The sequence below is a fragment of the Variovorax sp. GW823-FHT02B07 genome, from assembly GCF_058797695.1.
The window spans coordinates 34,984-60,073 of record NZ_JBXAJX010000010.1 but is presented as its reverse complement, the minus strand read 5'-3'; the positions used below and the strand labels follow the sequence as shown (position 1 = coordinate 60,073).

21 protein-coding genes are annotated in these 25,090 nt (G+C 69.9%); 13 read left to right on the top strand and 8 right to left on the bottom strand.

What is annotated here, in order from left to right:
* Positions 1–49: 49 nt before the first annotated feature.
* Positions 50–1,135 (bottom strand): Shedu immune nuclease family protein, encoded by a 1,086-nt coding sequence (locus AC1RGU_RS29330; RefSeq protein WP_492699761.1) that lies wholly within the window; start codon positions 1,133–1,135, stop codon positions 50–52.
* Between the two features lie 231 nt (positions 1,136–1,366).
* On the opposite strand from AC1RGU_RS29330, the gene AC1RGU_RS29325 reads away from it, so the two are divergent.
* On the top strand, positions 1,367–3,319 hold the full coding sequence (locus tag AC1RGU_RS29325) for a sigma-54-dependent Fis family transcriptional regulator (RefSeq protein ID WP_492699759.1): 1,953 nt from the start codon (positions 1,367–1,369) through the stop codon (positions 3,317–3,319).
* Here AC1RGU_RS29325 and AC1RGU_RS29320 read toward each other — a convergent pair.
* Together AC1RGU_RS29320 and AC1RGU_RS29315 are read right to left on the bottom strand one after the other, a co-directional pair.
* Complete coding sequence (locus AC1RGU_RS29320; RefSeq protein ID WP_492699757.1) at positions 3,316–4,530, bottom strand: glycosyltransferase; 1,215 nt, start codon at positions 4,528–4,530, stop codon at positions 3,316–3,318. The genes AC1RGU_RS29325 and AC1RGU_RS29320 overlap by 4 nt on opposite strands.
* The gene (locus AC1RGU_RS29315; protein ID WP_492699755.1) at positions 4,527–5,171 is read right to left on the bottom strand and encodes a TetR/AcrR family transcriptional regulator; all 645 of its coding nucleotides are present in this window, start codon (positions 5,169–5,171) and stop codon (positions 4,527–4,529) included. Before AC1RGU_RS29315 ends, AC1RGU_RS29320 begins: the two co-directional genes overlap by 4 nt.
* A gap of 226 nt (positions 5,172–5,397) precedes the next feature.
* On the opposite strand from AC1RGU_RS29315, the gene AC1RGU_RS29310 reads away from it, so the two are divergent.
* Positions 5,398–7,212, top strand: a complete 1,815-nt coding sequence (locus AC1RGU_RS29310) for an NAD(P)-binding domain-containing protein (RefSeq protein ID WP_492699753.1) — start codon at positions 5,398–5,400, stop codon at positions 7,210–7,212.
* Between the two features lie 40 nt (positions 7,213–7,252).
* On the opposite strand, the gene AC1RGU_RS29305 is transcribed toward AC1RGU_RS29310, so the two are convergent.
* Both AC1RGU_RS29305 and AC1RGU_RS29300 read right to left on the bottom strand, forming a co-directional pair.
* Positions 7,253–7,963, bottom strand: a complete 711-nt coding sequence (locus tag AC1RGU_RS29305) for a Crp/Fnr family transcriptional regulator (protein WP_062470280.1) — start codon at positions 7,961–7,963, stop codon at positions 7,253–7,255.
* A 14-nt stretch (positions 7,964–7,977) separates the two neighbouring features.
* The gene (locus AC1RGU_RS29300; RefSeq protein WP_095948462.1) at positions 7,978–8,358 is read right to left on the bottom strand and encodes a DUF1090 domain-containing protein; all 381 of its coding nucleotides are present in this window, start codon (positions 8,356–8,358) and stop codon (positions 7,978–7,980) included.
* A gap of 169 nt (positions 8,359–8,527) precedes the next feature.
* Here AC1RGU_RS29300 and AC1RGU_RS29295 point away from each other — a divergent pair, with 169 nt between their 5' ends.
* From AC1RGU_RS29295 to AC1RGU_RS29280, 4 genes are read left to right on the top strand one after another with little or no spacing between them, the layout of a single operon-like run.
* Entirely contained in the window at positions 8,528–9,448 is a 921-nt protein-coding gene (locus tag AC1RGU_RS29295) for a beta-keto acid cleavage family enzyme (RefSeq protein ID WP_492699751.1), read from the top strand.
* A gap of 33 nt (positions 9,449–9,481) precedes the next feature.
* Positions 9,482–10,690, top strand: a complete 1,209-nt coding sequence (locus AC1RGU_RS29290) for an ABC transporter substrate-binding protein (protein ID WP_492699749.1) — start codon at positions 9,482–9,484, stop codon at positions 10,688–10,690.
* Positions 10,687–11,634 carry a 3-hydroxyacyl-CoA dehydrogenase NAD-binding domain-containing protein gene (locus tag AC1RGU_RS29285; protein ID WP_492699747.1) on the top strand — a complete coding sequence of 316 codons (948 nt, stop codon included), beginning with the start codon at positions 10,687–10,689 and terminating at the stop codon, positions 11,632–11,634. Before AC1RGU_RS29290 ends, AC1RGU_RS29285 begins: the two co-directional genes overlap by 4 nt.
* A gap of 1 nt (position 11,635) precedes the next feature.
* The gene (locus AC1RGU_RS29280; protein WP_492699745.1) at positions 11,636–13,444 is read left to right on the top strand and encodes a feruloyl-CoA synthase; all 1,809 of its coding nucleotides are present in this window, start codon (positions 11,636–11,638) and stop codon (positions 13,442–13,444) included.
* Positions 13,445–13,454: 10 nt separating this feature from the next.
* Here the strand turns inward: AC1RGU_RS29280 and AC1RGU_RS29275 are convergent, their stop codons facing one another.
* Entirely contained in the window at positions 13,455–14,237 is a 783-nt protein-coding gene (locus AC1RGU_RS29275; RefSeq protein WP_492740814.1) for a PaaX family transcriptional regulator, read from the bottom strand.
* A gap of 110 nt (positions 14,238–14,347) precedes the next feature.
* Between AC1RGU_RS29275 and AC1RGU_RS29270 the strand changes: the two genes are divergently transcribed.
* On the top strand, positions 14,348–15,130 hold the full coding sequence (locus AC1RGU_RS29270) for a crotonase/enoyl-CoA hydratase family protein (protein WP_492699741.1): 783 nt from the start codon (positions 14,348–14,350) through the stop codon (positions 15,128–15,130).
* Positions 15,131–15,175: 45 nt separating this feature from the next.
* Positions 15,176–16,720: a class I adenylate-forming enzyme family protein gene (locus tag AC1RGU_RS29265; protein ID WP_492699739.1), complete on the top strand. Its 1,545-nt coding sequence runs from the start codon at positions 15,176–15,178 to the stop codon at positions 16,718–16,720.
* Positions 16,721–16,735: 15 nt separating this feature from the next.
* On the opposite strand, the gene AC1RGU_RS29260 is transcribed toward AC1RGU_RS29265, so the two are convergent.
* Positions 16,736–18,127 (bottom strand): aminotransferase-like domain-containing protein, encoded by a 1,392-nt coding sequence (locus AC1RGU_RS29260; protein WP_492699737.1) that lies wholly within the window; start codon positions 18,125–18,127, stop codon positions 16,736–16,738.
* 137 nt (positions 18,128–18,264) lie between these two features.
* Here AC1RGU_RS29260 and AC1RGU_RS29255 point away from each other — a divergent pair, with 137 nt between their 5' ends.
* From AC1RGU_RS29255 to AC1RGU_RS29245, 3 genes are all read left to right on the top strand, one after another.
* Positions 18,265–19,551: a hydroxymethylglutaryl-CoA reductase, degradative gene (locus AC1RGU_RS29255; RefSeq protein WP_492699735.1), complete on the top strand. Its 1,287-nt coding sequence runs from the start codon at positions 18,265–18,267 to the stop codon at positions 19,549–19,551.
* A 93-nt stretch (positions 19,552–19,644) separates the two neighbouring features.
* On the top strand, positions 19,645–20,100 hold the full coding sequence (locus AC1RGU_RS29250; RefSeq protein WP_492699733.1) for a hypothetical protein: 456 nt from the start codon (positions 19,645–19,647) through the stop codon (positions 20,098–20,100).
* Between the two features lie 41 nt (positions 20,101–20,141).
* Entirely contained in the window at positions 20,142–21,485 is a 1,344-nt protein-coding gene (locus AC1RGU_RS29245; protein WP_139140391.1) for a tripartite tricarboxylate transporter permease, read from the top strand.
* A gap of 287 nt (positions 21,486–21,772) precedes the next feature.
* Here AC1RGU_RS29245 and AC1RGU_RS29240 read toward each other — a convergent pair whose 3' ends face one another.
* Positions 21,773–23,095, bottom strand: a complete 1,323-nt coding sequence (locus tag AC1RGU_RS29240; RefSeq protein WP_492699731.1) for an AsmA family protein — start codon at positions 23,093–23,095, stop codon at positions 21,773–21,775.
* An 87-nt stretch (positions 23,096–23,182) separates the two neighbouring features.
* Between AC1RGU_RS29240 and AC1RGU_RS29235 the strand changes: the two genes are divergently transcribed.
* Positions 23,183–23,605, top strand: coding sequence for a hotdog fold thioesterase (locus tag AC1RGU_RS29235; protein ID WP_062481810.1), 423 nt, complete (start codon positions 23,183–23,185; stop codon positions 23,603–23,605).
* 157 nt (positions 23,606–23,762) lie between these two features.
* Entirely contained in the window at positions 23,763–25,049 is a 1,287-nt protein-coding gene (locus AC1RGU_RS29230) for a solute carrier family 23 protein (protein WP_070061419.1), read from the top strand.
* Positions 25,050–25,090: the final 41 nt, after the last annotated feature.

Here is a 25,090-nt window from a genome sequence, read left to right as displayed (position 1 = left end):
CTTCCAACTGTCTACAGGCAGGTTTCAAGCGGCCTGTGATGGAGGGACTTCACTGACGCTGAAGTTTCCGAATCCATGTGTCCCATGACTCGATGCGTATGGGCGGCGACATGCCGTGCTCGAAATCGTGCCGTTTCTTGCTCTCGGAGAAGTCGTCGCGTGTCCGGCCGCCGATAACCACCGAGCGAATCTCGATGTCCTTTTCGGGGTCGACCAACAACTTCGGATGCGGTCCCATGAAGGCACCGTGACGAGCAGCGCCTGACTCGACCGCGTGCCGTACTTTGTGGGCGTAGCGCCGGAACGTCGACATGTCTCTGTAGATGGCCCCGATCCGACGTCGTATCTGGCCCGCCGCTTGGTTGACCTTGTGCGAGAACTCGGCATAGCTGTCATCGTTTACCAGAAAGAAATCCGCTCCTTTGATCTCTATCAGCACGACCTCCATCCGTGAGCGCCCCGTGAAGACAACGAAATCAATGAATCCATCGGCCAGCGGATACTCGGCAAGGACGATGTACTCCTCATGGGGATCTCCGTAGACCTCCCCGAAGAAGGAAGGGTCTTGCTTAAACAACTCCTGAAGCTGTCGTTCCGTTGCGCCCGCATTGACAAGCTGAGAAAGCATGGCTTTGGAGATCATTCCGCTTTCTATGGTTTCCCGTCGGTTGACGATCTCGGGTTCTTCCAACCATGGCGCATCAGCAAAGGGATCGATCGCATTTCGCAGACGTTCGATTTCCGCGACCAACCGCAGGTTCATCGCTGTCGAGCTTTTGAACTCGCTTGAATCACAAGAAAGAGTCGACAGCGCGTCTTGCATGGACATCCGCGTCCACGACGGATCGCCCGTGGGTCCAAAGCTGACCCGCGAGAACGATCCCCCGTCGCTATCGGGCCTCTCGTAGTGCTCAACGACACGCGCGTCGGGCGGAATCATTCCGCGCAGCAGCAGTGCTTGGTGAATGTGTTCAACGGAGTTCGTTATCGACGACCCCACAGCAAACTCATCGATATCCGTCAGAAGCGCGGTGACGCCACTTTGAGGACCAAAGAACGTGCGGACGCGACAAAGGCCTTGCCACGTGTGAGCGATGCCAATAGGGAACTGAAATATGAAGTCCGACAGCTTCATCCTGCACCTCGCGAATTAGTGGGTTACTTTTCTACAGTTTGTAGCAAGCCATGTCTTGGCGACGACGTGCTGTCTTAAGTTGAGAAAATTTCTTCTTGAGCAGGCGATAAGCGGACAGATCAAGTCGGCCCACCGGGTTTCACCTCTGTCCTGCGACAGCGCGACAGCCGAATCATGTCCGGCTGCGCAGCCCCTCCCAGTGCCGCGCCCACTCCACGCACGAGGCTGCGCATGACGTCCCTGCAATCGCGCCACATCGACAACGTCTATTCGATCGCCACCGGCACGGCGCTGCGGGCCGATCCGGCGGCGAGCCTGGTGCACAAGTCGTGGGCGCGCTGCGTGCGCGACCACGGGCTCGATCCGTCGCGGCCGACGCCGGCGCGCATCCTGCCGGCGCAGGAGGTGCGCGTGCACCAGCAGCAGCTCGAACACTTCCTGCGCGCCGCGCGCGCGGGCATGGAAGACATCTACCGCCGCGTGGCCGAGCTGGGCTACATGGTGCTGCTGACCGACGCCGAGGGCATCACGGTCGACTACATCGGCAACCCGGCCTGGGACGACCAGCTGCGCCGCGCCGGCCTGTACCTGGGCGCGGACTGGAACGAGGCGCACGCCGGCACCTGCGGCGTGGGCACCTGCCTCATCGAACGCCAGCCGATGACCTGCCACCAGACCGAGCACTTCGACGCCACGCACATCGCGCTCACCTGCACGACGGCGCCGCTGTTCGACCACAGCGGCAAGCTCACGGCGATCCTCGACGTGTCGGCGCTGCGCTCGCCCGAGGCGCGCGAGAGCCAGCACCTGGTGCGGCACCTGGTGTCGATCTACGCGCGGATGATCGAGGACGCCGACTTCCTGCGGCACTTTCGCGGCCACTGGATCCTGCGGCTGGGCAGTGCCTTCGGGCTGGTCGACGTGGCGGGCGAAGTGATGCTGGCCTTCGACGAAGGCGGCACGGTGGTGGGCGCCAACGGGGGCGCGCGCGAGGTCTTCCTGGGGCGCCAGCCACCACTGCTGGGCGGCGCGGTGTCGGAGCTGCTGCACCTGCCGATGGACGCGATCTGGCGCCTGGGCAACGGCGGCGCGTCGGCCCTGCCCTTTGCGCACACGGTGCTGCTGCCCGGCGGCGGCGAGTACCACGCCTCGCTGATCGCGCCGCGCCTGCGGCGCTCGCCGGTCACCGCGCCCTCATCGCCGGCGCCCCAGCCTTCGGACCGCCTGCCGCCGCTCGAACGCATCGCGGGCGACGACGACCCCGCCATGCAGCAACTGATCGCGCAGGCGCGCCGGCTGGTGGACCGCGGCATCCATGTGCTGGTCGAGGGCGAGACCGGCAGCGGCAAGGAGGTGCTGGCGCGCGCGCTGCATGGCGCGAGCCGGCGCGCGGCGCTGCCCTTCGTGGCGGTGAACTGCGCGGCCATTCCCGATTCGCTGATCGAGAGCGAGCTCTTCGGCTACACGCCCGGCAGCTTCACGGGCGGCCGCGCCAAGGGCATGAAGGGGCTGATCGCACAGGCCGACCGCGGCACGCTGTTTCTCGACGAGATCGGCGACATGCCGATGACGCTGCAGACGCGGCTGCTGCGCGTGCTGTCCGAAGGCGAGGTGCTGCCGCTGGGGGCCGAGTCGCCGCAGCGCGTGGACCTTGCGGTGGTGGCGGCCACGCACCGCGACCTGTCGGCGCTGGTCGCGGCCGGGCGTTTTCGCGAGGACCTGTACTACCGCCTGTGCGGCGCGGTGCTGAAGCTGCCGCCGCTGCGCGCGCGGCGCGACCGGCGCTACCTGATCGAGGCAATGTTCCATGAGGAAGCTGCCGCAATGGGCTCGACCGCGCGGCTGTCGGAGGCCGCGATGCTGCGGCTGATGGCGCACGACTGGCCGGGCAACCTGCGCGAGTTGCGCAATGTGCTGCGGCTGGCGCTGGCGCTCTGCACGGGCGCGAGCATCACGCCCGAGGAGCTGCGCCTGGCGCCGCATCGTCCGTCGCTCGACCACCGCGACGCCATGCCTTCCATAGTCGACGCTGACGACAGCGCCGCCGACGCCACGCGCCTGCTCGACGCGCTGCAGCGCCACCGCTGGCATGTGGCGCGGGCCGCGCAGGCGCTCGGCATCAGCCGCGCCACCGCGTACCGCCACATGAAGCGCTTCGGCATCGTGGCGCCGCAGCGCGGCTAACGCCTCAGGATCTGCGCGATGGCGCGCACGGCCGTGCCCAGGCCGTCTTCCGCGCGCATGCGTTCGCCCAGCGCCCGGGCCCGCGCGCGCACCTGCGGGTCGTGCGCGAACGCGATGCCGCGCGCCAGGTCGTCGGCGCTGAACCGGCCTCCCGCCACCGCAGGCGGCGCCACGCCCGCCTGCGCGAGGTGATGCGCCCAGAACGCCTGGTCGCCCGCGAACGGCACGACCACCGAGGGCACGCCCGCGCGCGCGGCCGAGTGGCTGGTGCCTGAGCCGCCGTGGTGCACCACCAGCGCCATCCGCGGAAACAGCCAGTCGTGCGGGGTGTCGCCGATGACGTGGAAGTTCGGCGGCAACTGCTGCACCTCAAGGCCGCTCCACCCGGGATGCAGCACCGCGCGCCGGCCGGCCATGCCGTCGACGAGGGCGGCGAGCAGCCGCGCCTTGTCGAAGCCCGTCATGCTGCCGAAGCCGATGTAGACGGGCGCCTCGCCGGCCGCGAGGAAGTCGCTCAGCGCCACCGGCGGCTGCCAGTCGGGCACGGGCGCGAGCCACTGCCCGCACACGGCGGCGTTGGCGGGCCAGTCGGCGGGGCGCGGCAGCAGGCTCGGCGAGTAGCCGTAGAGCACCGGGTGCGTGGTCCACAGGCGGCGGCGCGGCGGCAGGCCGCAGACCGCGGCGCGCGCGGCGTTCACGGCCGGGCGGAAGGCGCGCCAGAGCAGCCCGTTGACGAGGTGGTGGCTCGCGCGGTTCAAAAAGCGCGGCACGCGGGCGGGCGGCAGAAAGGGCGAAGCGAATGCGGCCGTCGGCGTGAGCGGGAACATGCCCGCGCCGATGGCCGGCACGCCCAGCGCCTCGGCCGCCGACAGGCCCACGAAGGCCGCGAGCCCCGCGCAGACGATCGCGTCGCAGCCCTGCGCGGCCTCCACGGTCTGGCGCAGCCAGGGCGTGGCGTTGGCATTGGCGATGTCCGCGAGCGCCTTCGCGGCGGCGGCCGGCTTGTCGCCCTGCGCGATGACGCCGCCGAGCGCCTGCCGGATGTCGCCGGCCAGCGCCTGCGAGCGCACGCCGAGCCGTTCGGCCGCGCCGAGCGTGGTGGCGTCCGCCAGCAGCACCGACGCATGGCCCGCGTCGTCCAGCGCGCGGCACAGCGCAGCGAGCGGGCGCGCGTCGCCTTCGGTGCCGTAGGTGAGCACGGCGAGTTTCATGGGGCGCGCCTCCTTGCAGAGGGTTTAAGGGCCGTGCGCGCGCCGCCGACGAAGAGGTCGACGATCACCGCGAACTCATCGCGCAGCACGAGGCCGGGCAGCGTGAGCCAGCGCATCAGCGCGCCGAAGTACAGGTGGTGCAGCAGGCTCGCGAGGTGCGCGGCCGAGACGTCGGTGCGCAGCGTGCCGGCCTGCTGGGCGGCGGCGATGAGCGCCTCGAACAGCCCCGACAGGTCGCGCGGCGTGCCGCGGTCGCCGCCGCCGAGTTCGCTCTCGATGTTGAGAAAGCGAAAGCGGAAGTAGTCGAGCAGGTAGGCCCGGTAGCGCTCGGACCATTCGGCCGAGGCATCGAGCAGGCCGGTGAGCTGCTCGGTGAAGCCCGCCTTCGGGTCGATGGCCTCGTGCAGGCGCTGCGCATCGACCACGAGCTCGAGGTGCACCCAGTGCGCCAGGATCGCTTCCTTGGTCGGGAAGTGGTTGTAGAGCGTGCCCTTGGCCACGTCGGACTGCTGCGCGATCTGCTCCATGGTCGTCGCGTCGTAGCCCTGGGCTTCGAACAGGCGCATGGCGGTGGCGGCGACGTGGTCGAGCGTCTGGGTGCGGCGGCGCTCGCGGCGGCCTGGCGGTTCTGGTTCGGTCACGGTTCGAGGCCCTTGAATTTGAACGTCGTCCAATTTTAGACGTCGTTCAAATTCTCATGCATCGTCTCAGTCTCGGTGAGACCGCGACAGGCGCCTGCGACAAAACCGCCGCAAACCCCTTGATTCTTCGTCGCCCTCCGCACGGCACGAAAGCTGCGCCACGACCCCCGCGTGCGCCTTGCCGCGCCGCGATTCGATTCGTTCAACGACACAACGGAGACATGCAATGACAGACCCGACCACCGGCCCCACCCGGGCCGCCGCCCAATGGCTGGCCGACTTCGCCGCCGCGCTCGCACGCGGCGACATCGATGCGGCCGTCTCGCTGTTCGAGGCCGACAGTTACTGGCGCGACCTTGTCGCCTTCACCTGGAACCTCCGCACGCAGGAAGGCGCGGGCGCCATCCGCGCGATGCTGCAGGCGCGCCTGGCCGACACGCAGCCCACGGCCTTCGCGCTCGAAGGCGAGGCGACCGAGGCCGACGGCGTGGTCGATGCGTGGTTCGGCTTCGAGACGCGCGTGGCGCGCGGGCGCGGCCACCTGCGCTTGCGTTCACATGACGGCGGTGGCAAGGCCTGGACGCTGCTCACCACCATGACCGAGCTGAAGGGCTTCGAGGAAAAGACCGGCGACAACCGCATCAAGGGCGCGGAGCACGGCGTGCACAAGGGCCGCAAGAACTGGCTCGAGAAGCGCCGCGACGAAGAGGCCGCGCTGGGCTACACCGAGCAGCCCGAGGTGGTGATCATCGGCGGCGGCCAGGGCGGCATCGCGCTGGGCGCGCGGCTGCGGCGGCTGGGCGTGCCGACGATCATCGTGGAGCGCAATGCCAAGGCCGGCGACTCCTGGCGCAAGCGCTACAAGTCGCTGTGCCTGCACGACCCGGTCTGGTACGACCACCTGCCCTACATGCCCTTCCCCGACGACTGGCCGGTGTTCGCGCCCAAGGACAAGATCGGCGACTGGCTCGAGATGTACACCAAGATCATGGAGCTCAACTACTGGAGCTCCACCAACGCGACCAAGGCGCGCTTCGACGAGGCCACGCAGCGCTGGGAGGTGCAGGTGGAACGCGAGGGCAAGCCCGTGACGCTGCGCCCGAAGCAGCTGGTGTTCGCGCTCGGCGTGTCGGGCTACCCGAACGTGCCGAAGGTGGCGGGCGCCGAGAACTTCCTGGGCGACCAGCACCACTCCAGCCAGCACCCCGGGCCCGAGGCCTACGCGGGCAAGAAGTGCGTGGTGCTGGGCTCGAACAACTCGGCGCACGACATCTGCGCGGCGCTGTGGGAGCACGGCGCCGACGTGACGATGGTGCAGCGCTCGTCCACGCACATCGCGCCCTCGCAGTCGCTCATGGAGCTGGCACTGGGCGGGCTGTATTCCGAGCAGGCGGTGAAGAGCGGCATCGACCACCACAAGGGCGACCTGATCTTCGCCTCGGTGCCCTACAAGATCATGCACACCTTCCACATCCCGGTGTACGAGGAGATGAAGAAGCGCGACGCCGACCTGTACGCGCGGCTGGAGAAGGCCGGCTTCCTGCTCGACTTCGGCGTGGACGGCTCGGGCCTGTTCATGAAGTACCTGCGGCGCGGCTCGGGCTACTACATCGACGTGGGCGCCTCGGAGCTGGTGGCCAACGGCAGCATCCACCTCAAGAGCGGCGTGAACATCGAGCGCGTGAACGAACGCTCGGTCACGCTCACCGACGGCACCGAGCTGCCGGCCGACCTTCTGGTGTACGCCACGGGCTACGGCTCGATGAACGGCTGGCTGGCCGACCTGATCTCGCCCGAGACCGCCGACAAGGTCGGCAAGTGCTGGGGCCTGGGCTCCGACACGCCGAAGGACCCGGGTCCGTGGGAGGGCGAGCTGCGCAACATGTGGAAGCCGACGCAGGTGCCCCAGCTGTGGTTCCACGGCGGCAACCTGCATCAGTCGCGCCACTACTCGCAGTTCCTGGCGCTGCAGCTGAAGGCGCGCATGGAAGGAATCGACACGCCGGTGTACGAGCTGGCGGCGTCGCACCACAAGCGCTGAGCGGCTCCGGCTTCCTCTCCCCTCGGGGAGAGGGAGTCATTCACTCCTGGATGAAGCGGCGCAAGCCTTCGAGGTCGGTCACGGTGATGCCGCCGTACTCGATGTGCAGGAACCCGGCCTCCTTCAGCCGGTTGAGCGCCGCGTTGCAGCGCTGGCGCGACACGCCCGACAGGTTGGCGATCTCTTCCTGCGAGGTCTGCAGGTGCGGCTCGCTGCCCGGGTGCAACCAGGGGTGGAACAGGCCGGCCAGCGCGCGCGCCACCTGGCTGTCGGCGTCGAGCAGCCGGTGCGCGGCGTAGCTGCCCATGAACCAGTGCAGCCGCTCGTTGATCTGCTGCAGCAAAAAGTGATCGAAGCCGCGCTGCGTGCGGTGCAGCCACTCGAAGGTCTCCAGCGGCAGTTGCGCCACGCGGCTGGGCCGCAACGCGATGATGTCGGCCGAGCGCGGCACGGCGCGCAGCAACGTGCCCTCGCCGAACCAGCTGCCCACCGACAGCCCGCCCAGCGTGACCGAGCGGCCGTCGCTGGAGGTGATCGACCACTTGAGCAGCCCTTCGAGCGTGCCGTACCAGTGCAGCGGCGTGTCGCCGCGCCGGCACAGCGCGGCGCCGGCGGCCACCTCGACCTCGCGCATCTCGTCGAGCACGCGCTCGCCCGCGCCCACGTCGAGCAGCGGAAACCAGGCCGAGCCCTGCAGCAGCTGGGGAATGGTCAGGGAGGCCGCGGGGATCGCCGGCTTGGTCGAGGGCATGCCGTCTTTTTTGTTTACTGCGCGCCCTTGAGCTGCTGCAGCTCGGCCTGCGCCTCGTGCAGCTTCTTCTCGCGGTCGGCGATCTTGCTGGCGCGCCCCTTCTCCTGGGCCGCGCGCAGGTCGCGCTCACGCTCGGCCACCTTGCGCTCCTGGGCGCGGATGCGCTTCTGGTGCTCGGCCGCGAGCTTGGCGTCGGTGCAGTTGCGGTTCACTTCGGCCAGCGCCGTCTCGAGCCCGCGCACGCGCTGCTTCTGGCCCTTGGACTGGGCCATCTCGATGTCGCGGCCGATGGCTTCGCGCTTGGCGTCGCAGGTGGCGGGGCCGGCAGGTTGCGCGGCGGCGCCGAGGGCGGTGAACGCGGCCGCGGCGGCCAGCACGAGGGGCAGAAATTTCATGGAGAGGTTCCTTGTGTGCGCAACGGCGCAGGGGCGACTTTAGCGGCTGGCGCCGCGTAAACCCTGCCCCTGAATGTCGTCGCGATGACTGAGTACGAACGCATCACAAAAAATAATGGCGCGCCCCCCTGACTGACTGACCGAACGACCGCCCCCAGGAGCCCCGAGCATGTCGAAGCGCAAAGTGATCGTGACCATCGCCCCCACCGGCGGCATGGCGCACAAGTCGCAGAACCCCCACCTCCCCACCCAGCCCGCCGAGATCGCCGCCGACGTGCTGCGCTGCTGGAACGCCGGCGCCAGCGTGGTGGCCATCCACGCGCGCCGCCCCGACGACGGCGCCACCTGCAATGCCGAGGTGTACCGCGACATCAACAGCCGCATCCGCGCGGCCGGCTGCGACATCGTGCTGAACAATTCCACCGGCGGCGGCGTGCACGGCGACATGGTGAAGCCGCTGGCGGGCGACCGCTGGGAGATCGCGTGGGAAGAGCGCATCAAGGGCATGGACGCCGGCGCCGAGATGTGCACGCTGGACGCCACCACGCTCAACCTGAGCTTCGAGGGCAAGCAGATCCTCATGGACACGCCGATCACGCGCGGGCGCGAGCTGGCCGCCGGCATGAAGGCGCGCGGCATCAAGCCCGAGTGGGAGGTGTTCAGCCCCACGCACATCCTGCAGGACACGACCACGCTGATCGAGGAAGGCCATGACGACGAGCCCTACTTCGTCAACCTGGTGATGAACGTGCACCGCAACTTCCAGAACGCGATGCCGTACTCGCCGCGCAACCTGCAGATGATGGTCGACACGCTGCCCAAGGGCGCCATCTTCGGCGTGAGCGGCATCGGCATGTCGCAGCTCGAAGCCAACGTGGCGGCGCTGCTGCTGGGCGGACATGCGCGCGTGGGGCTGGAAGACAACCTGTACTTCCGCCACGGCGAGCTGGCGACCAATGTGCAGCTCACCGAGCGCATCGTGCGGGTGATCCGCGAGCTCGACATGGACGTGGCGACGCCGGCCGAGGCGCGGCAGATCATGGGGCTGCCGCGCGTGGGCGGCCCGCGGCCCGAGTTCGCGCTGGGCTGAAGACGCACGAGAACAACGAACGGAGACACGCACATGAACATTCCCCGCACCGCCCTGGCTCTCGCACTCGCCGCCGCATTCGCATCGGGCGCATCGGCCCAGGTGTCCGACGACACCATCCGCATCGGCTTCATCAGCGACATGTCGGGCCTGTACCGCGACTACGACGGCCCGGCCGGCGCCGAAGCGATCCGCATGGCCATCGCCGACATGGGCGGCGCCATCGACGGCAAGAAGATCGAGCTGGTCACGGCCGATCACCAGAACAAGCCCGACATCGCCGCCGCCAAGGCGCGCGAATGGTTCGACGTGAACAAGGTCGACATGCTGATCGGCGGCGTGAACTCGGGCGCGGCCATTGCCATGGCCGGCGTGGCGGCCGACAAGAAGAAACCGTACTTCGTGGTGGGCTCGGGCGCGTCGAGCCTCACCAACGAGTACTGCTCGCCCTACACCGTGCACTACGCCTACGACACGGTGGCCATGGCGCGCGGCACCGCGAGCGCGGTGGTCAAGGCCGGCGGCAAGAGCTGGTACTTCGTGGCGGCCGACTACGCCTTCGGCGCCGCGCTGCAAAGCGACGCCACCAAGACCGTGCAGGCCAGCGGCGGCACGGTGGCGGGCTCGGTGAAGCACCCGCTGGGCGCGAGCGACTTCTCCTCGTTCATGCTGCAGGCGCAAAGCTCGAAGGCGCAGGTGCTGGCGCTCGCGAATGCGGGCGGCGACACGGTGAACGCCATCAAGTCGGCGGCAGAGTTCGGCATCAGCAAGAACATGAAACTCGCCGGCATGATCATCACCATCAACGACGTGCACGCGCTGGGCCTGAAGGCCTCGCAGGGCATGTACCTCACCGACAGCTGGTACTGGAACCAGAGCCCCGAGTCGCGTGCCTGGGCCCGGCGCTTCTTCGACAAGCACAAGCGCATGCCCTCCTCCTTCCATGCCGGCGACTACTCCGCCGCGCTGCAGTACCTGCAGGCCGTGAAGGCCGCGGGCAGCGACGACGCCGACAAGGTGATGGCGCAGCTGCGCAAGACGAAGTTCAACGACATGTTCGTCAAGGGCGGCTGGCTGCGCGACGACGGCCTCATGGTGCACGACATGCACCTCATGCAGGTGAAGGCGCCGGCCGAGTCGAAGGAGCCGTGGGACTATTACAAGGTGATCGAGAACATCCCCGGCGAAGCCGCGTGGACCACCAAGACGGAGAGCCGCTGCGCGCGGTGGAAATCAGCATGAACCTCACCACCGACGTGAAGCGCGTCGCCGTCGTCGGCACCGGCGTGATCGGCGCCAGCTGGGCCGCGCATTTCCTCGCGCACGGGCTCGACGTGAACGCGACCGACCCCTCGCCCGGCGCCGAAGACCGGCTGCGCGCCGCCGTGGCGCAGCACTGGCCGACGCTGGAACGCTTCGGCCTGGCCGAGGGCGCCTCGGTCGATCGCCTGCGCTTTCACGACAGCCTGGAAGACGCCGTGGCCGTGGCCGACTTCGTGCAGGAGAACGGCCCCGAGCGCATGGATTTCAAGATCGACCTGTTCCGCCGCATGGACGCCGCCGCGCCGCCGGAGACCATCCTCGCGTCGAGCTCGTCGGGCCTGGCGATCAGCGGTGTGCAGTCGGGCTGCGCGCACCCGCAACGCGTGGTGCTGGGGCATCCGTTCAATCCGCCGCACCTGATTCCGCTGGTCGAGGTGATCGGCGGCGAGCAGACCTCGGCCGACGCCATCGCCCGCACGATGGCCTTCTATGCCGCCATCGGCAAGCGGCCGATCCACGTGAAGCGCGAGGTCAAGGGCCACATCGCGAACCGGCTGCAGGCCGCGCTGTGGCGCGAAGCGTTTCACCTCGTCAACGAAGGCGTGGCGAGCGTGGCCGACATCGACACCGCCATCGCGCACGGCCCCGGCCTGCGCTGGGCCGTGATGGGGCCGTTCATGAACCTGCACCTCTCGGGCGGCGCGGGCGGCATTGAGCACCTGCTGGCGCACCTGGGCGGGCCCATCGAAGACTGGTGGAAGGACCTGGGCGCGCCGTCGATGACCGACGCGTTGAAGCAGCAGGTGGTGCAAGGCGTGGACGAGGCCCTGGGCACGCGCCACACCGCCGACCTCGAAGCCGCGCGCGACACCCTGCTGTTGAACCTGATTCGCGCCAAGGCCGAGACGGGTACGCTGGACTGACATGACCGACTTCCTTCTCGACGACACCCTGGTCGCGCCGCCCCGCACGGTGCGCATCGACTTCGACGACGGCTCGTTCGTACTGCGCTCGCCGACGGCGTTGCAGCCGTATGCGCGCTGCATCGGCGAATGGATCGAGCGCTGGGCGCGCGAGACACCCGATGCGCTGGCTTTTGCCGAGCGCGATGAGACGGGCGAAGGCTGGCGCAGGCTCGACTACCGCGCGCTGCGCGCGGCCGTCGGTGCCGTGGCGCAGGGCCTGCTCGACCTGGACCTGCCCGCAGGCCAACCGGTCGTGATCCTCTCGGACAACGCCATCGACCATGCCGTGCTGATGCTCGCGACGATGCACATCGGCCGCACGGCCTGCTCGTTGTCGAGCGCCTACTCGCGCATGACCAAAGACCCGTCGCGGCTGCACGGCATGTTGAAAGCGCTGCAGCCCGGGCTGATCTACGCCTCCGACGCGAAGGTGTACGGCGCATCGCTCGCCGGCTGCGGCATCGAGGCCGTGACAGTGTTCAGCCGCAACGCCGACACGCATCCGGGCGCGCTGGCTTTCGGTCAGTTGCTCGACGCGAAGGAAACGCCCGCCGTCATGCAGGCCTTCGCCGCCGTGGGCCCCGACACGCACGCCAAGTACCTGCTGACCTCCGGCTCCACCGGCCAGCCCAAGGTGGTGATCAACACGCACCGCATGCTGTGCGCCAACCAGCAGATGATGGCGCAGACCTGGCGCTTCCTCGCGCAGGAGAAGCCGGTGCTGGTCGACTGGCTGCCGTGGAGCCACACCTTCGGCGCGAACCACAACCTGCACATGGTGCTGTGCCACGGCGGCGCGCTCTACATCGACGAAGGCCGCCCCGCGCCGGGCCTCATCGAGAAGACCGTGCGGAACCTGCGCGAGGTGAAACCCACGCTGCTGTTCAACGTGCCGCGCGGCTTCGACATGCTGCTGCCCTTTCTCGAAGCCGACGACGCGCTCGCCGCCGAAGTGTTCTCGCGGCTGCGCCTGGCCTTCTACGCGGCGGCGGCGCTCGCACCTTCGACCTGGCAGCGGCTCGAAGCCGTGGCGCGGCGCGTGCGGCCCGCGCGCCCGCTGTGGCTCACGACCTCGTGGGGCGCGACCGAGACCTCGCCCGCGATCACCTCCGCGCACTGGCAGCTCGACGGCGCCGGCTGCATCGGCGCGCCGCTGCCGGGGCTGGAGCTGAAGTTCGTGCCCAACGGCGAGAAGCTGGAGATGCGCGTCAAGGGCGTCTCGGTGTTCCCCGGCTACCGCGACGCACCGCGCGAGACCGCCAGCGCCTTCGACGCCGAGGGCTACTACCGCATCGGCGACGCCGGCTTTCTCGCGAACCCCGGCGACCCGACGCAGGGCGTGATCTTCAACGGCCGCGTGGCGGAAGACTTCAAGCTCTCGACCGGCACCTGGGTGTCGGTGGGCACGCTGCGCGTGAAGGTGGTGTCGCTGCTGGCGCCGCATGTGCAGGACATCGTGCTCACCGGCCACGACCGCGACGCGATCGGCATGCTGGTGTTCGCCAGCCCGCAAGGCGCGGCGCTCGCGCCCGAAGCCCTGGCCGCGCGCATCGCCGGGGTGCTGCGCGCCCTGCGCGACGAAGGCGCGGGCTCGTCGCAGTGCCCGGCCTGCGCGCTGGTGCTGGCCGAACCGCCCAGCCTCGACGCGGGCGAGATCACCGACAAGGGCTACATCAACCAGCGCGCGGTGCTCACGCGGCGCGCGGCCGAGGTTGCGCGGCTGCATGCGCCGGCGGAAGGCGATGCGGACGTGATCCGCCCGCTCTGAAGCCGCAGCGTCAGGCGGCGGGCAGCGCCAGCCACTGGCGCCACAGCTTGCGCGCCCGGTCCTGGTAGCGCCGCGCGACGGCCCGCAGCGCGGTGCGCGGCGCGGGCGACATCAGTTCGTCGGGCAGCAGCGGGTCGCGCACCAGGTGCGCGATCACGGCACGCCCCAGCAGCAGCGACTCGCGCACCGCCACCTCCAGCGGCACGGTGCGCAGCCGCTGTTCGCCGCGCTCCAGCCCGGCCTGCAGGCGGCGGCAGTCGTCGGCCAGCGCGCGCACGTTCCACAGCCCGCGCGCGGCGGCCTGCGCGGCGGGGTCGAGGTCGGCCAGGCGGAACACCAGCGCGTGCGGCGACAGGCCCAGCGCCTCGAGCTGTGCGCGCTCGGCCTCGAGCCCGCCCGCCAGGTTGTCGGGCCGCAGCTGCAGGCCCGGGCGCAGCGCTGCGAAACCGCGCAGCGACAGCGCCAGGCTGTGGCGGCGCCAAGCGGTCTTGTCGGCGCGCGCCACGCCGGCGTCGTGCACCGCGAGCCAGCCGCCCTGCCACGCCACCACCTGCGCGCGCGTGTGCCGCCAGTCGCCCACCGCGCGCGACAGCGCCGGCCCCGCGCGGTTCAGGCTGTAGCTGCCGCGCTCGCCGCGGGCGATCTTGCCCTCGGCCGCCAGCCGCGTGAGCCCCACGCGCAAGGTGGTCTCGCCGATGCCCATGAGCGCGCCCGCGCGGCACAGCGCCTGCGAACTCAGCGTGCCGCCGTCGGCCACCAGCAGGTCGAGGATCAGCTCCGGCGCGCTCGGCATCGCCACGGGAACATTACATACCTTGTCCATGTTTGCGAAATAAAGAAATGTTTCCTAGGATGCCAGAGACCGACTGATTCCTGCAATTTTTCTCCGGAAGGACCCCGCACATGACCACGCCCTTCGTGACCTGGGAGGTGGACGGCCCCGTCTGCACGCTCACGCTGAACCGCCCCAACAAACGCAACGCGGTCGACGGCGCCGTGGCCGCCCAGCTGCGCGCGGCCTTCGAACGCTTCGAGGCCGACGACGCATTGCGCGTGGCCGTGCTGACGGGCGCCGGCGGCCATTTCTGCGCGGGTGCCGACCTGGGCGCGGTGGGCGACCCGGCGCGCCGCAACGAGCTCGACCCCGACGGCGGCGGCGCCGGCCCGATGGGCCCGACGCGCATGGCACTGTCCAAGCCACTGATCGCGGCGGTGAACGGCTACGCGGTGGCGGGCGGCCTCGAGTTGGCGCTGCTGGCCGACCTGCGCGTGGCCGACGACGACGCGGTGTTCGGCGTGTTCTGCCGCCGCTGGGGCGTGCCGCTGATCGACGGCGGCACCGTGCGGCTGCCGCGCCTCGTGGGCATGGGGCGTGCGCTGGACCTGATCCTCACGGGCCGGCCGGTGTCCGCCGCCGAGGCGCTGGCGATGGGCCTGGTGAACCGCACCACGCCACCGGGCGGCGCGCTGGCCGCCGCGCAGGAGCTGGCGCGGCAGATCGCCGCCTTTCCGCAGCAATGCATGCTGGCCGACCGCCGCTCCGCCTTCGAGCAGTGGGACCTGCCGCTGGCCGAGGCGCTGCGCCGCGAAGGCGCGCAGGGCGTGCCGATCGTCGCAGCCGAGGGCGAGGCCGGTGCCGCGCGCTTTGCCGGCGGCGCCGGGCGCCACGGCGAGTTCAAGCGCTGACGCCCTGCTCTTTCGATTTCACATAGAACCTCCTGGAGACACGCCTTGCCTTCCCCCTCGCCCGCCCGCAGCCCGACCTACCTCGAACTGATCCGCCGCGGCGCCCTGCAGCACGGCCCGCGCACCGCCATCGTCTACGGCGACCGGTCGATGACCTTCACCGAGGTCGACCAGCTCAGCAGCCGGCTCGCCCATGCGCTGCACGCCGCCGGCGCCGCACCGCGCACGCGCGTGGCGCTGCTGCTGAACAACGGCCTGCACAGCGTGCCGCTGGACTTCGCCTGCGTGAAGGCCGGCATCAACCGCGTGCCGCTGAACGCGCGGCTCTCGCTGGCCGAGCATGCGCGCATGGTGGCCGACACCGGCTGCACGCACCTCGTGTTCGGCCCCGACCTCGCCGAGCGCGCGGCGGCGCTGCGCGAAGCCGTGCCGGGCCTGGCCTGCATGGGCCTGGGCGCGGCCCTCGACGGCGGTGCCGACCTGCTCGCGCAGGCCGCGTCGTGCCCCGCAACAGCGCCCGCCTTCGAGCCCGGGCCCGACGACGTGGTGCTCACGCTCTTCACCTCGGGCACCACCGGCACGCTGAAGGCGGCGCAGCACACGCAGGCCTCGTACGCGGCGATCTGCCGCAACGTGCTGCTCAACCTGCTGTCCGCCACGCCCGACGACGCGATGCTGCACGCGGCCTCGCTGATCCACGCGAGCGGCGTGTTCGTGCTGCCCTTCTGGCTGCGCGGCGGCCGCACGGTGATCCTGCCGGGCTTCGAGCCCGGTGCCTTCCTGCGCACGCTGCAGGCCGAGCGCATCACCGCGATCAACCTGGTGCCGACGATGCTGCAGATGCTGTTCGAGCACCCCGACATCGCGCACACAGACGTGGCCGCGCTGCGCTACGTGATCTACGGCGCCTCGCCGATGCCGCGCGCGGTGATCCGGCGCGCCATGGCGGCCTGGGGCCAGCACCGCTTCTGGCAGTACTACGGCCAGACCGAGGTGCCGCTGTGCCTGGCGGTGCTGCGCCCCGAGGACCACACCGACGAGCTGCTCGACGCTTGCGGCCAGCCGGCGATCGACGTCGAGCTGCGGCTGGTCGACGAGGCCGGCAACGACGTGCCGCCCGGCACGCCGGGCGAGATCGCGGTGCGCGCGCCCTCGGCGGTGTCGGGCTACCACAACGCGGCCGGGCTCAATGCCGAGACCTTCGTCGACGGCGGCTGGGTGCGCACGCGCGACGTGGGCCAGTTCGACGCGCGCGGCTTCCTGCACCTGAAGGACCGCACCTCCGACATGATCATCAGCGGCGGCTACAACGTCTACCCGCGCGAGGTCGAGAACGCGCTCATGACGCACCCCGCCGTGCGCGAGTGCGCGGTCATCGGCCTGCCGCACGAGAAGTGGGTGGAGATCGTCACCGCCGTCGTGGTGCTGCGCGAAGGCCAGCAGGCCGACGAAGCCGCATTGATCGCACACGTGGCGGACCAGCTCGCCTCGTACAAGAAGCCGCAGCGCGTGCTGTTCACCCGCGAGATTCCGAAGACGGCGGTGGGCAAGCTCAACCGCCGGCAGCTGCGCGATCTGCACCGCGGCTGATTCGCTGCCGGCCGGTCAGCCTGCGCGCCGCCGCAACGCGGTGCGCAGCGCCTTCGCAAAACGCGGATCGGCCATGGCGCCCACGTTGAAGCGCGACCAGCGCGAGACCTGCGTCGAGTCGACGCTGAAGATGCGCCCCGGCGCCATCACGATCTTGCGCGGCAGCAGTTCCTTCGCGAAGGCCAGCGAGTCCTCCACGCCGGGCAGCGCGGCCCAGATGTAGAGCGACTGCGGACTGCGCGCGAAGACCTCGGCGTCCACGGCGTCGAACAGCTTCAGCGCGTCGCGCGTGGCCTCGCCCAGCCGCTGCTGCAGGCGCTTGAGGTGCCGCTGGTAGTGCCCCTCGCTCAGGATCACGTCGACCGTGCGCTCGCTGTACTCCGAGCTGCTCACGTGGATCAGCGCCTTCAGGTCGGCAAGGTCGCTCGCAAGGTCCGCCCCGCAGGCGATGAAGCCCACGCGCAGCGCCGCCGAGAACGACTTCGAGAAGCTGCCGATGTAGATGGTGCGCTCCAGCTGGTCGAGCGCCGAGAGCCGCGGCAACGCGGTCGGCTTGAAGTCGGCCAGCGGATCGTTCTCCACGATCAGCAGGTCGTACTTCTGCGCGAGCTGCAGCACGCGGAAGGCCTTGGCCGGCGAGATGTCGGAGCCCGTGGGGTTGTGCGCGAGCGACTGCGTGAAGAAGAGGCGCGGCCGCTCGGTGACGAGCAACTGCTCCAGCACGTCGAGGTCGGGCCCGTCCGCCAGGCGCGGCACCGCCAGCATCTGCGCGCCCGCGAGCTTGAGCTTGCCGAACAGCGGGTAGTAGCCCGGGTCGTCGACCAGCACCTTGCCGCCGGGCGGCACGAAGTAGCGGATGACGATGTCCATCGCCTCGTTGGCGCCGTGCGTGAGCACGATCTGCCGCGGCTCGGCGCCGATGCCGAAGTCCGCGAGCTTGCGCACGAGGTGGTCGCGCAGCGGCGCGTAGCCGAAGCGGCTGCCGTAGCGGAACAGCGCGCCGAGCCCCGTGCGCACGACCTTGGGGTGGTACTTATCCAGCCGCACGTCGGCCAGCCATTCGACGGGCGGAAAGCCGTCGCCCACGGCGACCGCATCGGGCTGGGTCTTGAGCTGCTCGCGCATGAGCCACACGATGTCCATCGCGCGGCCGAGGCTGCCGGCGTCGTCCTCGGCAGGCTTGGGCGTGGCCGTGGCCTGTGCCAGCACGTAGTAGCCCGAACCGCGCCGCGGCTCAACGAGGCCGCGCGACACCAGCAGCTCGAAGGCGGCCACCACGGTGTTCTTGGCGTAGCCATGCAGCTGTGCGAGTTCGCGCAGCGAGGGCAGCTTGTCGCCGGCCTTGTAGGCGCCGCTCGCGATCTGGCGCGCGAGGGTGTCGGCGAGCGAATCGGCGATCGTGGTCATGGGCTTGGACTGTGACACAGCGAGGCGTGGCGGCGCACCACTGTCCGCACTGTCCCGCCAAACTGTGCCTTCCGCGGGCGGTACAGCCGGCCTAAATTGCCTGCTCCCGAATTCACCTTCCGAAGAGACACGCACCGATGGCCGCCGATTCCCGCATTCCCAATTTCCGCGCACTCACGCCCGCCCAACGCCTGGCCCACATCGCACAGGCCGCCGCGCTCACCGACGACGAGGTGGCGCTGCTCGCCCAACCTGGCGCGCTGGGCGTGGAGCGCGCCAACGGCATGGTCGAGAACGTGATCGGCACCTTCGAGCTGCCGCTGGGCGTGGCCGGCAACTTCACGGTGAACGGGCGCGACTACCTCGTGCCGATGGCGGTCGAAGAGCCCTCGGTGGTCGCCGCCGCCTCCTTCATGGCCAAGCTGGCGCGCGAAGGCGGCGGCTTCGAGGCCTCGAGCACCGGCCCGCTGATGCGCGCGCAGGTGCAGGTGATCGGCATCACCGACCCGTACGGTGCGCGGCTCGCGCTGCTGCGTGCGCGCGACGAGATCCTGGCCGTGGCGAACAGCCGCGACAAGGTGCTGATCGGCCTGGGCGGCGGCTGCCGCGACATCGAGGTGCATGTGTTCGGCGACACGCCGCGCGGCGCGATGGTGGTGATGCACCTCATCGTCGACGTGCGCGACGCCATGGGCGCGAACACGGTCAACACGATGGCCGAGGCGGTGTCGCCGCTGGTCAAGAAGCTCACCGGCGGCACGGTGCGCCTGCGCATCCTGTCGAACCTGGCGGACCTGCGGCTGGCGCGTGCGCGCGTGCGACTCGCACCCGCCGTGCTGGCCACGCGCGAGCGCAGCGGCGAAGAGGTGGTCGAGGGCGTGATCGATGCCTACACCTTCGCGGCCATCGACCCGTACCGCGCGGCGACGCACAACAAGGGGATCATGAACGGCATCGACCCGGTGATCGTCGCGACCGGCAACGACTGGCGCGCGGTGGAAGCCGGCGCGCATGCGTACGCCTGCCGCAGCGGACGCTACACCTCGCTCACCACGTGGGAGAAGGACGCGGGCGGCGCGCTGGTCGGCACCATCGAGATGCCGATGCCGGTGGGCCTGGTCGGCGGCGCGACGAAGACGCACCCGCTCGCACGGCTCGCGCTGAAGATCCTCGACGTGAAGTCGGCGCAGGAACTCGGCGAAGTCGCCGTGGCCGTCGGCCTCGCGCAGAACCTCGGCGCGTTGCGCGCGCTCGCCACCGAAGGCATCCAGCGCGGCCACATGGCGCTGCACGCCCGCAACATCGCGCTGGTCGCGGGCGCCACCGGCGACGAGATCGACGCCATCGCCAAACAGATGGCCGCCGAGCACGACGTGCGCACCGACCGCGCCGTGGCACTGCTCGACGCGCTGCGCAAGAAGTAAGCAACGCGGGAGCCTCCCGCACCACGGTCCGCGGCCGACACCGCGGCGGTCGCGCACGCGGCCGTCACACAACCACAGACGGAGACAACTCGAATGAACGCAGACAGTGCAACGCCCGCCCGCTGGCGGCTGGTGGAGATATGGGGCGACACGGCCGACCTGGGCCACCTCGCGTGGTCGATCGCGATCGGCGTCGCCGTGAGCCTCACGGGCTATCTCGTGGCGAGCCGCGTGCTCGCGAGCGTGGTGAGCACGCCGGAGCTGGCGCGCGCCTACGCGATGCTCGCGGGCCTGGGCGGCTGCGTGGTCTCGGGCGTGATCTGCGCGAAGCTCTTCACGCCCAAGCGCGAAGTGGTCGAAGGCACCGCCGCCGATCCGCGCTGGCGCGAGGAGGTGCTGGCCGAGCTGGCCGCCGAGCACGGCGACCTGGGCTCGGTGGACGACCTGCCGCCGGTGGTGGTGCGCGAGATGAAGGAGCTCGAGATCTACGAGCTGTTCGCGTCGTACAAGCCCCAGGCCGCCAAGGCCTCCGAAGGAGCCGCCTCGTGATCGACGCTGCCCTGTTCAACCAGATCCTCGTCGCCACCGGCATGGGCCTCGTGGGCGCCATCGTGTTCGCGGCCATCGGCCTCGTCTCGGGCACCGACGAAACCACCACGCTCGCACCGCTCACCTTGCTGGTGGTGCTGCTGGGCGTGCCGCCCGAAGGCGTGTTCACCTTCTTCCTGGCGGCCGCCGTGGCCAAGCACATGACGCACGCGGTGCCCACCGCGCTGCTGGGCATTCCGGGCGACACCATGGCCACGCCGCTGCTGCAGGACGCCAACGTGCTGCGCAACCTGGGCGTGCCGCACATCGCGCTGCGCAAGATGGTGTCGGGCGCGATCATCGCGGCCTTTCTCGCGGTGCCGCTGGCCGTGCTGTTCGCGGTGCTGCTGGCGCCGTACGGCGCGGCCATCACCAAGGCGGCGCCGTGGATCTTCGTGGTCGCGGCCGTGGCCATTGCCTATTTCTCGAGCGGGCGCTGGGCCTCGGTGGCCACGCTGGTGCCGTTCGTGATGGTGATCGTGGCGCTGCAGGCGCTCACCGGCAAGTACGGCGTGAAGCTCAGCATCAGCTACTTCCTGGGCATCGCCATCGGGCCGCTGGTGGCCGACCTGTTCTCGGTGATCTCGCCGGCGGCGCGTGCGCGCATGAAGCGCGACAAGGTCCGCACCTTCTCGCTCGCACCCGACGTGAAGGGCTGGTCGGGCTACTTCCCCAACCCGTTCAAGGTGCTCGACCGCGGCCAGGTGAAGTGGACCTTCGCGACCGCCGCGATCTCCAGCGCCACCTTCGTGTTCAGCCCGGTCGCGATGACGGTGGTGCTGGGCGAGCTGGTGGGCTCGCGCATCAAGCATGCGTACCACCGCCTCACCACCACGCTGGCCGCGCGCAACGGCGTGACCGAGGCCACCTACATCGCCGAGGCGCTGATCCCGCTGATCGCCATCGGCCTGCCGCTGAGCCCCGTGGCGGCCGGCCCCGCGGCGCCGCTGTTCAACGCACCGCCGGTGTTCACCATCGACTCGGCCACGGGCCAGACTCACAACCTGCACAACCTGCTGAACCACTGGGAGTTCCTGGGCTACGGCATGCTGGCCGTGGTGCTCGCGGCGCTGGTGGCCTACCCCTTCACCATGAACTTCGCGCGCCGCGCAGCGCTGTTCGTCTCGCGCAAGGTGAGCCACGAGGCGATCATCGCGACCTTCGTCGGCTTGATCGTGGTGATCAGCGTGTGGGAAGGCCAACTGCTCGGCCTCCTGGTGATCCTCACGATGGGTTTGCTCGGCGGCCTGCTGTCGCGCGCCATCGGCTTCAACACGGGCGTGCAGTTCATGGGCTATTACACGGCGGTGCTGACGGTGCCGGCGGTGATCAAGGCGTTCTCCTGATGGCTTGATGCGCTGTTCAGGGCGACTCTCCCGCCGACGGGGCACCTTGCTCCGCGAATGTCCCCCGGGCTTCGCCCTCCTCCTTAATTTCGCTGCGCAAGGCACCCCATCGACGTGAGCGTGTTCAGAGCGGTTGTTGATCGGCTGCACACCAGCGCCGCGTCCCGAGCCCAGGACACTGGGTGCTTCCCGCAGCGAAATCAAGGAGGAGGCCGCAGGCCGGGGGACATTCGCGGAGGGAAGTACCCGGTGGCCTGGGCACGCGCCCTGAACACGCCGGCACCCAGTCAGCGCTTCGATGCAGGCTTCTTCTTCGCCGGCTCATCCCCGCCGAACAGCTTCTCCACCTGCTGCCCCACGCGCGCCCCGATCGCCGTGCCCACCCCCGGCAGCACCGCACTGCCGACCGCCGCCCCCGCGAGCGCGCCCCCGGTCATCGACACCTCGGGCTCGGCCACGCTGCCGCCGATCTTGAGCGGCACGCCGACGACGCCATCGACGAGATCGACCGCCATCTCGCCCGTCATCTGGCGATTGAAAAGCCGCAGGTTGCCGCTCGCGGTGAGCACACCCGAGCGCGCCTTGAGGTTCGTGTAGCGCATCACGATGCCGTCTTCGGTGCCCTGGGTGTCGAGCGTGCCCGTGAGTTCGTCCAGCGCCGTGGTGCCGCCGCGGCTGATGCCGACGGTGGTCACGGCCTTGGCCAGGTCGAGGCGGGTCAGCGTGGCGGGCTGCACCGAGAAGGTGGTGCGCGTGTGCAGGCCGCGGATCAGCGCGCCCACCTCGCGGGCCTCGGCCACCAGCGAGGTGTGGCCCGAGACCTTGCCCGCCACCGCCGAGCGGCGCCCGAAGGCCTGCACCAGTGCTTCGATGTCGACCTGGCGCGGGTCGAGCTCGGCCGACACGCGCAAGCCCCGCCCCTCGGGCAGCACCTCGAGCCGCGCCTGCCCGTTCCACGTGCCGCCGCCGGCGTCGATGCGGGTGCGCCAGCGGTCTTCGTTCCCCTCGCGGTCCAGCCGCAGGCGCACGGGCGAGGCCGCGCCGGCGCGCTCCAGACGCAGGTTGCGAGGGCGCCAGTTGTCGTCGAACGTCACCTCGCCGTCGTAGGCCAGCGCGATGTCGCGGCGATCGATCCAGACCACGTCGCGCCAGCGCACGCGCTCCACCGGCACGGGCGCCAGGGTCCAGGGCGCGGGCAGCGGCACGATGCGCTCGCTTTCCTGCGGCTCGGGGCCTTTGTCCCGGAAGGCGCGCACCGAGGCGCGCGGCAGCACCAGGCTCTCGAGCGCGATCTCGTCGATGGCCACCTCGCGGCGCAGCAGCAGCGGCCACAGGTGCAGCCGCACGCTCACGCGGCGCAGGGTGATGGGCTGGGGCTGGTCGGTCGCCAGCTCGGACAGCGCCAGCACGGGCACCGGCCACAGCGACCAGTGGGCGCCGCCCACGGTCAGCTCGACGCCGTAGCGCTGCGAGAAGCCCGCGGCGATGCGGGCCGCCACCTCCTCGTCGTCGGGCAGGCGCGCGGCCACCACGAGCGCCAGCGCGCCGAAGCCCAGCAGCAGCACCGCCACCGAGCCCAGGAGCCACCGCCGCACCGAAGGGAAGGTCATCGGGCCAAGGTAGCACGCAAAGGCGACTGCGGTTGTCAGCCGTCGTCGCTATAGTGCCCTCGCACCCCCTGTATCGGAGACCCCTGCATGCGTATCTGGAAGAAAGAGATCTCGGTCGAATCGCTGACCGCCAACCACGTGGGCACGGCCGTGGCCGCCCTGGGCATCGAATTCCTGGAGGTGGGCGACGACTTCATCCGCGCCCGCGTGCCGGTGGACGAGCGCACCCGCCAGCCCTACGGCATCCTGCACGGCGGCGTGTCGGTGGTGCTGGCCGAGACGCTGGGCTCCTGCGGCGCGCACTACTCGGCCCCCGAGGGCGACCGCGCCGTGGGCCTGGACATCAACGCCAACCACATCCGCTCGGCCACCAGCGGCTGGGTCACCGGCACAGCGCGGCCGGTGCACCGCGGGCGCACCACGCAGGTCTGGCAGATCGACCTGACGAACGAGGCGGGCGAGCTGACCTGCGTCTCGCGCATCACCATGGCGGTGCTGCAGCCGCGCTGAGCGCGGGCGCGCCCCCGGGGCGCTTCTTTTCTTTCTTCTCCCGCTGGTACGCCTCTTGCGGGTGGCACCCGTGTTCAGCACGGGGTGGATCGACCACAATCTCGCCCCAGGGAGCGCGTCGACCCCCAACACACACCAACCGAGGAGAAGAAAACACATGTTCAACTGGACTGAAAAGCCGGTGTCCACACTGGCCAACGGCGCGGTCATCGCGCCCGACGAGCGGCTGCCCTGGCTGCAGACCGGCGCGATGGGCATCCAGCACGTGATCGCCATGTTCGGCGCCACAGTGCTGGCGCCGATCCTGATGGGCTTCAACCCCAACATCGCGATCCTGATGAGCGGCATCGGCACGCTCATCTTCTATCTCGTGACGGGCGGCAAGGTGCCCAGCTACCTGGGCTCGAGCTTCGCCTTCATCGGCGTGGTGATCGCGGCCAGCGGCTACGCGGGCAAGGGGGCCAACGCCAACATCGCGGTGGCGCTGGGCGGCATCGTGGCCTGCGGGGTGGTCTACATCCTGATCGGGGCCATCGTGCAGGCCGTGGGCACGGGCTGGATCGAACGCTTCATGCCGCCCGTGGTCACGGGCGCCGTGGTGGCGGTGATCGGGCTGAACCTGGCGGGCATTCCCATCAAGAACATGGCGGCCAGCAACTTCGATTCGTGGATGCAGGCCGTGACCTTCCTGTGCGTGGGCCTGGTGGCGGTGTTCACGCGCGGCATGGTGCAGCGCCTCTTGATCCTCATCGGCCTGATCCTGGCCACGCTGGTCTACGCCGCGCTCACCAACGGCATGGGCCTGGGCAAGCCGGTCGACCTGAGCGGCATCGCCAACGCGGCCTGGTTCGGCCTGCCGACCTTCACGGCGCCGGTGTTCACGGCCAACGCGATGCTGCTGATCGCGCCCGTGGCGATCATCCTGGTGGCGGAAAACCTCGGCCACCTGAAGGCGGTGACGGCCATGACCGGCCGCAACCTCGACCCGTACATGGGCCGCGCCTTCATCGGCGACGGCATTGCCACGGTGGTGAGCGGCGCCGCGGGCGGCACGGGCGTGACCACCTACGCCGAGAACATCGGCGTGATGGCGGCCACCCGCATCTACTCGACGGCAGTGTTCGTGGTGGCGGCCTTCATTGCGCTCATCCTGGGCTTCAGCCCCAAGTTCGGCGCGCTGATCCAGGCCATTCCGCTGCCGGTGATGGGCGGCGTGAGCATCGTGGTGTTCGGCCTGATCGCCATTGCCGGCGCCAAGATCTGGGTCGACAACAAGGTCGATTTCTCGCAGAACAAGAACCTGATCGTGGCCGCGATCACGCTGATCATCGGCACCGGCGACTTCACGCTGAAGTTCGGCGACTTCGCGCTCGGCGGCATCGGAACCGCCACTTTCGGCGCCATCATCCTCTACGCCCTGCTGGGCCGTTCGCGCAACGCCTGAGCGCAGACAAAGTGAAACCTCGTGCAATAACTGTTGTGCGG

Bases quoted from the DNA above. Each gene is read 5' to 3' on its own strand.
- AC1RGU_RS29305 (WP_062470280.1), bottom strand. From the start codon at position 7,963: ATGCCCTCGACCAAGCCGGCGATCCCCGCGGCCTCCCTGACCATTCCC.
- AC1RGU_RS29290 (WP_492699749.1), top strand. From the start codon at position 9,482: ATGAACATTCCCCGCACCGCCCTGGCTCTCGCACTCGCCGCCGCATTC.
- AC1RGU_RS29320 (WP_492699757.1), bottom strand. From the start codon at position 4,530: ATGAAACTCGCCGTGCTCACCTACGGCACCGAAGGCGACGCGCGCCCG.
- AC1RGU_RS29295 (WP_492699751.1), top strand. From the start codon at position 8,528: ATGTCGAAGCGCAAAGTGATCGTGACCATCGCCCCCACCGGCGGCATG.
- AC1RGU_RS29235 (WP_062481810.1), top strand. From the start codon at position 23,183: ATGCGTATCTGGAAGAAAGAGATCTCGGTCGAATCGCTGACCGCCAAC.
- AC1RGU_RS29325 (WP_492699759.1), top strand. From the start codon at position 1,367: ATGACGTCCCTGCAATCGCGCCACATCGACAACGTCTATTCGATCGCC.
- AC1RGU_RS29250 (WP_492699733.1), top strand. From the start codon at position 19,645: ATGAACGCAGACAGTGCAACGCCCGCCCGCTGGCGGCTGGTGGAGATA.
- AC1RGU_RS29275 (WP_492740814.1), bottom strand. From the start codon at position 14,237: ATGCCGAGCGCGCCGGAGCTGATCCTCGACCTGCTGGTGGCCGACGGC.
- AC1RGU_RS29255 (WP_492699735.1), top strand. From the start codon at position 18,265: ATGGCCGCCGATTCCCGCATTCCCAATTTCCGCGCACTCACGCCCGCC.
- AC1RGU_RS29245 (WP_139140391.1), top strand. From the start codon at position 20,142: ATGGGCCTCGTGGGCGCCATCGTGTTCGCGGCCATCGGCCTCGTCTCG.
- AC1RGU_RS29285 (WP_492699747.1), top strand. From the start codon at position 10,687: ATGAACCTCACCACCGACGTGAAGCGCGTCGCCGTCGTCGGCACCGGC.
- AC1RGU_RS29270 (WP_492699741.1), top strand. From the start codon at position 14,348: ATGACCACGCCCTTCGTGACCTGGGAGGTGGACGGCCCCGTCTGCACG.
- AC1RGU_RS29310 (WP_492699753.1), top strand. From the start codon at position 5,398: ATGACAGACCCGACCACCGGCCCCACCCGGGCCGCCGCCCAATGGCTG.
- AC1RGU_RS29280 (WP_492699745.1), top strand. From the start codon at position 11,636: ATGACCGACTTCCTTCTCGACGACACCCTGGTCGCGCCGCCCCGCACG.
- AC1RGU_RS29240 (WP_492699731.1), bottom strand. From the start codon at position 23,095: ATGACCTTCCCTTCGGTGCGGCGGTGGCTCCTGGGCTCGGTGGCGGTG.
- AC1RGU_RS29300 (WP_095948462.1), bottom strand. From the start codon at position 8,358: ATGAAATTTCTGCCCCTCGTGCTGGCCGCCGCGGCCGCGTTCACCGCC.
- AC1RGU_RS29330 (WP_492699761.1), bottom strand. From the start codon at position 1,135: ATGAAGCTGTCGGACTTCATATTTCAGTTCCCTATTGGCATCGCTCAC.
- AC1RGU_RS29260 (WP_492699737.1), bottom strand. From the start codon at position 18,127: ATGACCACGATCGCCGATTCGCTCGCCGACACCCTCGCGCGCCAGATC.
- AC1RGU_RS29230 (WP_070061419.1), top strand. From the start codon at position 23,763: ATGTTCAACTGGACTGAAAAGCCGGTGTCCACACTGGCCAACGGCGCG.